General features: G+C 37.0%; 7 protein-coding genes. 2 read left to right on the top strand and 5 right to left on the bottom strand.

The genetic code is table 11. From position 1 onward, the window contains the following. The 3 genes from D7V20_RS08410 to msrB all read right to left on the bottom strand — a co-directional run. The coding region (locus D7V20_RS08410) for an AraC family ligand binding domain-containing protein (RefSeq protein ID WP_213072504.1) at positions 1-745 on the bottom strand (745 nt) is incomplete at its 3' end. Between the two features lie 42 nt (positions 746-787). Then, complete coding sequence (locus D7V20_RS08405; RefSeq protein WP_120383852.1) at positions 788-1,270, bottom strand: glutathione peroxidase; 483 nt, start codon at positions 1,268-1,270, stop codon at positions 788-790. Beyond that, the gene (msrB, locus tag D7V20_RS08400; RefSeq protein ID WP_120383851.1) at positions 1,267-1,686 is read right to left on the bottom strand and encodes a peptide-methionine (R)-S-oxide reductase MsrB; all 420 of its coding nucleotides are present in this window, start codon (positions 1,684-1,686) and stop codon (positions 1,267-1,269) included. The genes D7V20_RS08405 and msrB overlap by 4 nt, the downstream gene beginning before the upstream one ends. Before the next feature lie 229 nt (positions 1,687-1,915). Between msrB and D7V20_RS08395 the strand changes: the two genes are divergently transcribed. Together D7V20_RS08395 and D7V20_RS08390 are read left to right on the top strand one after the other, a co-directional pair. Beyond that, the gene (locus tag D7V20_RS08395; RefSeq protein ID WP_120383850.1) at positions 1,916-3,346 is read left to right on the top strand and encodes a pyridoxal phosphate-dependent aminotransferase; all 1,431 of its coding nucleotides are present in this window, start codon (positions 1,916-1,918) and stop codon (positions 3,344-3,346) included. Positions 3,347-3,763: 417 nt separating this feature from the next. Continuing rightward, on the top strand, positions 3,764-4,822 hold the full coding sequence (locus D7V20_RS08390) for a type II asparaginase (protein WP_120383849.1): 1,059 nt from the start codon (positions 3,764-3,766) through the stop codon (positions 4,820-4,822). Between the two features lie 100 nt (positions 4,823-4,922). On the opposite strand, the gene D7V20_RS08385 is transcribed toward D7V20_RS08390, so the two are convergent. Together D7V20_RS08385 and tsaD are read right to left on the bottom strand one after the other, a co-directional pair. Then, the gene (locus D7V20_RS08385; RefSeq protein WP_235831611.1) at positions 4,923-6,275 is read right to left on the bottom strand and encodes an esterase-like activity of phytase family protein; all 1,353 of its coding nucleotides are present in this window, start codon (positions 6,273-6,275) and stop codon (positions 4,923-4,925) included. Positions 6,276-6,419: 144 nt separating this feature from the next. Then, positions 6,420-7,430, bottom strand: coding sequence for a tRNA (adenosine(37)-N6)-threonylcarbamoyltransferase complex transferase subunit TsaD (gene tsaD, locus D7V20_RS08380; RefSeq protein ID WP_120383848.1), 1,011 nt, complete (start codon positions 7,428-7,430; stop codon positions 6,420-6,422). Between the last annotated feature and the right edge of the window lie 141 nt (positions 7,431-7,571).

Below are 7,571 nucleotides of genomic sequence, written 5' to 3'. Positions count from 1 at the left end.
TCTTTTTGAGTAAATTTCGCGCATGATTTATTTTCTGATTGAGCTGATATGCATGCGGTGTTAATCCAAAATAGTGTTTAAATAAACGGATTAAAGTATATCGACTTATATTCATTTTTGCAGACAAAGACTGTAATGATAAATTTTCCATATCATCTTCAATACATTCAATGAATTTACATGAAAATTGCTGATAATAGTCTGAATGACTTATTTTCTCCCAGTCAAAACTGGGTAATAAAATACTCGTTAAAATTTCAATTAAATATTGTTCTTTATGAAGTGTAGAAATATTTTTATTAAATAACAGCGTATTCAAGTTGGTAAATGCTTGATAAAGTAATGGGCTATTGATGATACTTGGTTTCAACAGCGGAATTGGTGAATTAACCGTTAAAGAACTGATCATTTTTGGTTTAAGCATAATATCCTGCTCTAGCTCTTGCATAAGTTGAGTTAACCATTCTGCATCAAGATGCATCATTTGGTAACTCCAAGCTTGATTGGGCAATGGATTACATGAATGTTCTACATGTGCAGGAATGACAACAAGACTCCCCTTTTGTATCTTTTGGTCATTTATAAAAAAACTAGAAAAATGACTCATTCCACAATCAACCGCACCTATAGAAAATGTCGGATGGCTATGTGATTTATAGCAAATTCGGCTTTGGCATGCCCTACGTGTTTCAACATAGGGCATTTTTGAATCACTCCAAAACTCAACACTAGAATCTAAGGTCATTACATTCTCGTTGTAGATTTTGGAGCTTTAATGAAGTGATCATTAGCCTGCCAAAGCAGCTTCAATATCTTTTTCAATATCTTCTGGCTTTGTAGTAGGCGCATAGCGGTTAATCACATCACCTTTTTTATTAATTAAAAATTTAGTGAAATTCCACTTAATTCCATTACCTAATATGCCTTTACTGTTATTGGTTAGGTAGCGGAAAATCGCATGTGCTTCTGGGCCTTTTACATCAACTTTCGCAAACATTGGGAATTTAACCCCATAATTACGTTGGCAATATTCTCCAATTTGCTCATTTGAACCTGGATCTTGTCCCCCAAATTGGTTACAAGGAAAGCCAAGTACTTCAAAGCCTTGGTTATTATATTTTTCATAAAGCTTTTCTAAGCCTGCAAATTGGGGAGTAAATCCACATTTACTTGCAGTATTGACGATCAATAAAACTTTTCCTTCATAATCAGAAAAAGATTTATTTTCGCCTTCTAACAATTCAGCTTCAAATTGGTAAATATTAGTCATGGATAGGTTTCCTCATCGCCTTTTTCTTCTGTTTTTAAGTCTAAAGAAGCTGAATTTACGCAATAACGTAAACCCGTTGGTTGTGGGCCATCTTCAAAAACATGCCCTAAATGTGCATCGCAATGGTGGCAAATAATTTCCGTTCTTTGCATACCATGTGATGTGTCGTCGTGTTCTTCAACAACAGCAGAATTAATCGGTTTATAGAAGCTCGGCCAACCGCAACCACTGTCATATTTATTTTCTGAGGAGAATAATTCTGCACCACAACAACGGCAAACGTAAGTTCCATGCTGTTTGGTGTTCCAATATTTACCAGTAAAAGCGGGTTCTGTCCCCTTTTGTCGAGTTATCTTAAACTCTTCTGGTGTTAGTTCTCTTTGCCATTCTCGGTCTGTTTTATTGAGCTTTCCCATGATTACTTCCCTTTCTATCTTGCTATTTAAAATAGGATAATTCCATATTTACGTGATTCATCTTAAAATTTCTAGTCTTTCGTTAACAATTTACAAAAGATTAATAATTCCCATAAAAGCAAAAAGTAAGCAAATATATTAAAATTGGTAAGCAATTTTATTCATCCAATGCTTTTTTGTGAGCATATTTAATGTTACTCTTATTGGCATTCTTGCTTAGGATTAAAAAATGTCGCAAAAAAAGAGCGTTATTTTTAAACATCTACTGCCTGTGATTAAACAATATCAACAGGTAGGATATACGCATGAAAAAATTGTTGCTTTACTGAGAGATGAACATGATCTCGATCTTGTAACAACTGAAACATTTAAAAGTTATTTATATCGTTATGCAAAAGTGACCCCCACTCTTTCCGAGAACATCAAAATGCCGAACACTCTCCACACCCCACGCGAAATAAAAAAATCGTCTAAGCTCGAGCATGTTTGCTACGACATCCGTGGTCCTGTGTTACGCGCGGCCAATGAGATGGAAGAAGCCGGCCACAAGATTATTAAATTAAATATTGGAAATCCTGCCCCATTTGGTTTTGAAGCCCCTCAAGAGATTATTAATGATGTCGCTTTAAATTTACCGAATGCCGTAGGTTATACAGATTCTAAGGGAATTTTCCCTGCACGTAAGGCTATTTGCCAGTACTACCAGCAAAAAGGCATTTTAGATATGCACGTCAATGACGTGTATATTGGCAATGGTGTTTCTGAACTAATTGTGATGGCAATGCAAGGCTTATTGGATGATGGCGATGAAATGCTGGTTCCAATGCCTGATTATCCGCTATGGACTGCCGCAGTGAATCTTTCAGGTGGTACAGCGATTCATTATAAATGTGATGAAGAAAATGCTTGGTATCCAGATATTGCCGACATGGAAAGTAAAATCACCCCCAATACTCGCGGTGTGGTGATTATCAATCCTAATAACCCAACAGGTTCTGTTTATCCACGCCATGTACTTGAACAGATTGTTGCTTTGGCAAAAAAATATGATTTGATTTTATTTGCCGATGAAATTTACGACAAAATTATCTATGACGGTATTGAGCACGTTTCTGTAGCGGCATTGGCTGGTGATCAACTTTGTGTTTCTTTCAACGGTCTATCTAAAGCGTACCGAATCGCAGGTTATCGCTCAGGCTGGATGGCAATTACTGGTGATAAATCACGTGCTGTAGATTATATTGAAGGCTTAGACATGCTGGCTTCAATGCGTCTGTGTGCAAACCATCAAGCACAGTATGCGATTCAAACAGCACTCGGTGGCTATCAGTCTATTAATGACTTGATTCGTCCGGGCGGGCGTCTATATGAACAACGTAACATCGCATGGGAAATGTTAAATGATATTCCCGGTGTTTCATGCGTAAAACCTGAGGGGGCAATGTATTGTTTCCCAAAACTTGATCCTGAAATTTATCCAATTGAAGATGATGAAAAGTTTATGTTGGATTTTTTAAAGGCAGAAAAAGTTCTTCTTGTCCAAGGCACTGGTTTTAACTGGCCTACACCTGATCATTTCCGTGTGGTGTTCTTACCTGCCGAAAATGAATTACGTGAAGCAATGAACCGTTTAAGTCGCTTCTTGGCCAAAATTCGTTAAGAATTTAATCAGATTTAAGCTTCAAAATAAATCATATTCAAAGAAAGGCATTCAATTGGTTGAATGCCTTTTTATGTAAAATGACTTATAAATAACCTATTGAGAATATTTTGAAGCATAGTCAATCAATCCTCATCCATATGAATTTTCGTTTAATTTTTACACTATAAAGTATATTCACTCACACAATATTTGTTCTCTTGGTACACAGCTAAAATAATGAATACCTTTGCAATTCTGAATATTATTGATAAACATACCATTTAAAATTTCAAAGTCGCCACATTATAAATTTCAATGATTATTTAAAAAAACACATTTTCAAATCGGTATAGGCAAATCAAGACACTTTATATTAAGTTAAAAGTGGAACAAAAATTGCTTAAAACGGCAATAGATTTCTTTTAAGGATGATTTATGAAAAAAACATTTACGGCTCTCGCTCTTTCTATCGGTTTAATCTTACCTATCGCATCATTTGCTAAAAGTAATGTTGTTGTGGTTGCGACTGGTGGAACAATCGCAGGAGCTGGTGCAAGTTCAACCAACAGTGCAACCTATACCGCGGCTAAAGTTCCAGTGGATGCGCTACTCAATGCTGTACCCCAAATTCAAAACCTTGCCAATGTGACAGGTGTACAAGCCTTACAAGTTGCATCTGAAAGTATTACAGATAAAGAGTTACTCACGATTGCTCGTAAGGTCAATGAATTGGTTAAAAAGCCTGACGTCAATGGCGTTGTGATTACTCACGGAACAGATACTTTAGAAGAAACGGCTTATTTTTTAAGCTTAACTGTTCACACAGATAAACCAATTGTCGTGGTCGGTTCGATGCGTCCACCTTCAGCGCTTTCTGCTGATGGCCCTTTGAATTTGTACAGTGCGGTTGCATTAGCAGCTGCTGACAGTGCAAAAGGCAAAGGGGTTTTTGTGCTGATGAATGATGACATTTTTGCAGCACGAGATGTATCAAAAACCATCAATATTCATACGGATGCTTTTGTAAGCCAATGGGGTGCTTTAGGAACTTTAGTTGAGGGCAAGCCATACTGGTTTAGAAATGTCGCTAAACGATTTAACAATAACTCTGAATTTAATATTGAAAATATTCAGGGTGATGCATTGCCTTTAGTTCAAATTGTGTATGGTTCTGGCAACATGCTACCAGATGCATATTTAGCTTATGCAAAAGCAGGCGCTAAAGCGATTATTCATGCGGGAACAGGTAATGGTTCTGTTGCCAATTATATCGTACCGACATTGAATGAATTACAACAACAAGGCGTACAAATCATTCGCTCTTCACGTGTCCCACAAGGTTTTGTATTACGTAATGCTGAACAGCCTGATGACAAATATGGTTGGGTGGTTGCACACGATTTAAATCCTCAAAAAGCTAAACTTTTAGCGGCTTTAGCACTGACTAAAACCAAGGATGCCAAAGAAATTCAACGTATTTTCTGGGATTACTAAATCCTGATTGATTCAATTTATTTGGATTAAAAATACACAAAAACCGTTCATTAATCTGAACGGTTTTTTTATGCAACAGAAAAACCATTCGATAGCAAAACTATTCAATCGGTCTTAAATCTAAACCATTAATAATATAAAGCGTATTCGCGTCAATCACCTGCTGATCACGATCCAAATATTTTTGTTCAAGAACACCATCTGTTTCAGAAAAGGCATAGTCATCATCATTTAAAACGGCTAAATGCTGCTCATCAATGACCCACAAACCTTCAACCTTATCATGTGGATATTGTAATCGCTCAACCAAATCTACAACCAATGTTTTAGCGACAGGATAAATATGATATTGCGCAAGCCCTTGCCATCCTTTCTCCAAAACATATTGCTCTAAGGTTTGCCCCTCTATTAACAATCCTAAATACTCATCCTGTTTGAATTGTTCGGTTTCTTGCACAGACTCAAGCTCAGTGGCTTGCGTTAAATCAATTTTATAAACACGTTTGAAAGCGTTCGGATTATCTTTGTAGAAATCATCATCACGCTCTGAGACTAAAAAACTGTTGTTATTGAGTGCCACGATTGCGGTATTTGAGTGCACTGTTGTATTGGCTTCTTGACGATACAAATATTGTGAAGCCGCTTTTGTTTCAAGATCGATCACGACTATGCGTGTTACATCTGAATTGATTACTGATTTATTAGGATTACTCATTGTGGATTGCATAATACCAACCAGCTTTTTTTGATCTGGGGTAATGGTTAAGCCTTCCATTCCTCGATTTTGACGGCGATTGGCATATTCCAAAGGCAATAAATAACCCGATTTGCGACGATCATCTTGTGTATAAGCATTGATTCGATCTATTTCTATACCTTCAGCATTAAAATGCACGATATGCGGACCATATTCATCACTAACCCAAAAAGTACCATCTTTTAGTGCGACTAAGCCTTCCGAGTCTAGACCAAATTCGTCTGTTCCATTTTGCAAAATTTGACCATTTTGATCGTAAGCAATCTCTTTGGTTGCACCAAAATGTTGATTGGGTAAGCCTGTAATGGTTTTACCTGTCGGATCCTTGAGTAGAATTTCTTTTATTTTGTGAATAGTGCCATCTGTCTGTAGCTCAAACAAGCCAATCTTTGGGGTATAGCTTGGATCTAGAAATATTTTTCCATGATCCCCATTCACATCATAAGTTGTATTTGGCCCACGGTCTGTCAATGCATAAAATTGATGCTTTTCAGTTGGATGTGCTGAGATTTCCGAACCAAAACCACCACAATGAATTTCAATAAAATGACCCTGTTTTGCACCATCAGGAATATTGTGAATATTTAAAATGTCGTAAGGTAAACGAACACCATGTTTAAATTTTTTATAAAAATGATCAAATGAATGATTTCCAATTTCTTGCTGATTCATTTGATCCAATTCTGAATGTTTCATTGTTTACTCTAATTTAATTTTAATCTTTTCATCATATATAAATCTAAGCATAACCACACTGATACATTTGTGAATACATCTATAAAAAAAGAGGCTTTCGCCTCTTTTACACACTAATCCATTGATAAACACAAACTTTAAAAATCATTCAGGCTTAGTCAATTCGGTCATCGGCCAACGTGGTGTAGTCGTGACAGACAAACCATCCTTTTGCCCTGCTTTTAAACGCTGATACCCAGCAAATGCAATCATTGCACCATTATCAGTACATAAAGCAGGTTCAGCATAATAAACCGTGCCTTTAATCTTTGCCAAATCAGCTTCTAAACGCTCACGTAAACGTTTATTAGCACTCACACCACCTGCAATCACCAAACGTCTTAAGCCTGTTTGTTTTAAGGCTTTTATAGACTTTTTCACCAAAGTATCAACCAAGGCTTCTTGGAATGAAGCTGCAATATCTGCATCCCGTTGTTCTTCACCCAGTTTTTTTAATTGCACAGAGACTGCGGTTTTTAAACCACTAAAGGAAAAATCTAAACCTTGATGTAACATTGGACGTGGGAATTCAAAAGCTTGTTTATCACCTTGATCTGCTAATTTTGAAATATTTGGTCCACCCGGATAGGGTAACTTCAACATTTTAGCAACTTTATCAAAGGCTTCACCCGCCGCATCATCAATTGATTCACCAAGAATTTCATATTCACCAATACTGTGCGCTGCCATCAATTGTGTATGACCACCTGATACCAACAAAGCGACAAACGGAAATTCTGGTGGATGTGCAGATAAAAGTGGCGCAAGCATATGACCTTCCATATGATGCACCCCAATCGCAGGTTTATCCAATGCAAAAGCCAAAGTACGACCAAATAAAGCACCTGTCATCAGTGCGCCCATTAAACCTGGCCCTCGGGTATATGCAATTGCATCAATCTCAGATTTTTTTACATCACTTTGCTCAAGCAGTTGATTAATTAAAGGAATTAACTTACGCACATGATCACGTGATGCAAGCTCGGGAACAACACCACCATATTCTGCATGCAATTGAATTTGACTATAAAGCACCTGTCCTCTTAAGCCGACTTCACTATCATAGAGCGCCAATCCTGTTTCATCACATGAAGTTTCTAAGCCAAGAACGATCATTAAACTGCCTTTTACACATTTCAAAATATTGCTATCGACATTATAGACTTGTGGTATGAGATGTAAATGAGTAAAATACTGCACTTCACTTGTGATCTTGGGTAATTCGACCCGAGATCTTATCCATAACTTAATGAGGAT

It is taken from the genome of Acinetobacter rongchengensis (assembly GCF_003611475.1).
GTDB lineage: Bacteria > Pseudomonadota > Gammaproteobacteria > Pseudomonadales > Moraxellaceae > Acinetobacter > Acinetobacter rongchengensis.
This window is presented reverse-complemented; position numbering and strand designations above follow the sequence as displayed.